Source organism: Anaerovorax odorimutans DSM 5092, from assembly GCF_000426305.1.
In the GTDB taxonomy this organism is placed as follows: domain Bacteria; phylum Bacillota; class Clostridia; order Peptostreptococcales; family Anaerovoracaceae; genus Anaerovorax; species Anaerovorax odorimutans.
In genome coordinates this window covers 1-2,058 of the sequence record NZ_AUFC01000052.1, presented here as the reverse complement: position 1 = coordinate 2,058, position 2,058 = coordinate 1, and the positions used below count along the sequence as shown (strand labels likewise).

1 protein-coding gene is annotated in these 2,058 nt (G+C 41.4%); it reads left to right on the top strand.

The features are described 5' to 3' along the window. The first annotated feature begins 641 nt into the window (after nt 1-641). A complete protein-coding gene (ltrA, locus tag K292_RS0112670) occupies nt 642-1,886 on the top strand; it encodes a group II intron reverse transcriptase/maturase (RefSeq protein ID WP_027400127.1) in 1,245 nt (414 codons plus the stop codon). Nucleotides 1,887-2,058: the final 172 nt, after the last annotated feature.

Here is a 2,058-nt window from a genome sequence, read left to right as displayed (position 1 = left end):
ACCCATTTCAGTTATACTTTCAAATGTGTATCTTGATAAACTAGATAAGGAATTGGAGCAACGAGGTCTGCGTTTCGTAAGATACGCAGATGATGGTGCGCCACGAAGGCGTGTCCAAGTAGCGTAGTTACTTGAAGACAGCTATGCTGTACAGATGATGGCGGTGGGCCCGCCGAAATCGCCATACAGGTGGAGGTTTCAAACCACCCTAAGGTGCTATAGGCAAAAGCTATGGTATTGAGCGTTAGGGAAAAGGCAGAATAAATCTGTCAGGTGAGTGTAATGGAGATGAATGGCCAAATGAACCACTTACGGAAATGTCGAAAGCGTAGAGATTCCATCAAAACCAGGGGGTAGTCGTTAATCTGGGATGAGTCTGGAGGAAACCTGTTTACCGACCAGATGGTGGGCGGCATAAAGGTGGCATGAACATTACACAGGCGTTTGTGCAGAACGTGGGAACCCACGGGCTGATGTTAAGGGAGTATATCAAGCGGAAGAACCGTAAGATAAGAGTACCGATGCAGTCATGGGGGCAGACCGTATTGTAGTAGTGATGAAAGTCTTGTAATGAGATCGGAGCGAAGAATACGGATTATTCAGCTTTGAGAATAAGTCAACTTTGAAAGGAGGAGGAACTTATGCAAGAAGCAAAGCCATACAGTATTTCAAAAAGAGCAGTAATAACAGCCTATGAAAGAGTTAAGGCAAACAAGGGAACATACGGGGTAGATGAACAGTCAATAGAGGATTTCGAGAAAAGACTGAATAACAATCTGTACAAAATCTGGAATCGGCTTTCATCAGGAAGTTACTTTCCCAAACCAGTAAAAGCAGTTGCAATACCGAAGAAGAACGGTGGTACACGTATATTGGGAATTCCAACAGTAGAAGATAGAATTGCACAAATGGTGATTAAATTATATTTTGAGCCGTGTATTGAGCCAATGTTTTACGAGGATTCCTATGGGTATCGACCGAACAAGTCAGCAATTCAAGCACTAGATGTCACAAGAGAAAGATGCTGGAGAAAAGACTGGGTACTGGAGTTTGATATCAGAGGGTTATTTGATAACATACAACATCCTTATCTAATGGAAATGGTCAGTAGGCATACAGAGGAGAAGTGGGTACTTCTATATATTGAACGATGTCTGAAAGCACCATTTCAAATGGAAGATGGAACGATAGTGCCTAGAACGGCAGGAACGCCACAAGGCGGAGTTATTAGTCCAGTGCTGGCAAATCTATTCTTGCATTATGTATTTGATGACTACATGGTCAAGGAATTTCCGTCCATACAATGGGCGAGATATGCTGATGATGGTATAGCACACTGTGTATCGCTGAAACAGGCGAAATATTTACAGAGAAGATTGGAGCAACGCTTTGCGAGCTTTGGGTTGGAGCTAAACTTAGAGAAAACTAGGATTGTATACTGTAAAGATGATGACCGTAAAGGAAAACATGAGTATACATCATTTGATTTTCTAGGGTATACATTTAGACCAAGACATGCAAAGAATAGATATGGAAAGTTCTTTACAAATTTTCTGCCAGCAATGAGTGGGAAAGCAAAGAAATCCATGCGTAAAGAGATTAGAAACTGGAAGCTTCAATTGAAAGTAGATAAAAGCTTATGGGACATAGCAAATATGTTTAATCGGCAGATACAGGGGTGGATTAATTATTACACTCACTTTTACAAATCTGAAATTTATGATGCCTTACGATATCTGAATGGGTGTTTAGTCAAGTGGGTTCGGAGGAAATACAAAAAGCGTAAAGCAAGAAGAAGAGCAGAACATTGGCTTGGAGAGATTGCAAAACGTGACCAGAATCTGTTTGCACACTGGAAGTTTGGAATACTGCCAGCGGCTGGATAATGGGAGCCGTATGAGCCGAGAGGTTCACGTACGGTTCTGAGAGAGACTTAGGGGGAAGTTCCCTAGGTCTACTTACTTGCTGATATTCACAAAAAGTGAAGTTGCAGCAAATAGAGTTATGTATTCAATATCAAGTTGGATTGAAAGGAAATTATTTCTGAAAGTGAATGCA

Excerpts from the sequence above, each read along its gene's own strand:
- ltrA (WP_027400127.1), top strand. The coding sequence starts at position 642 with ATGCAAGAAGCAAAGCCATACAGTATTTCAAAAAGAGCAGTAATAACA.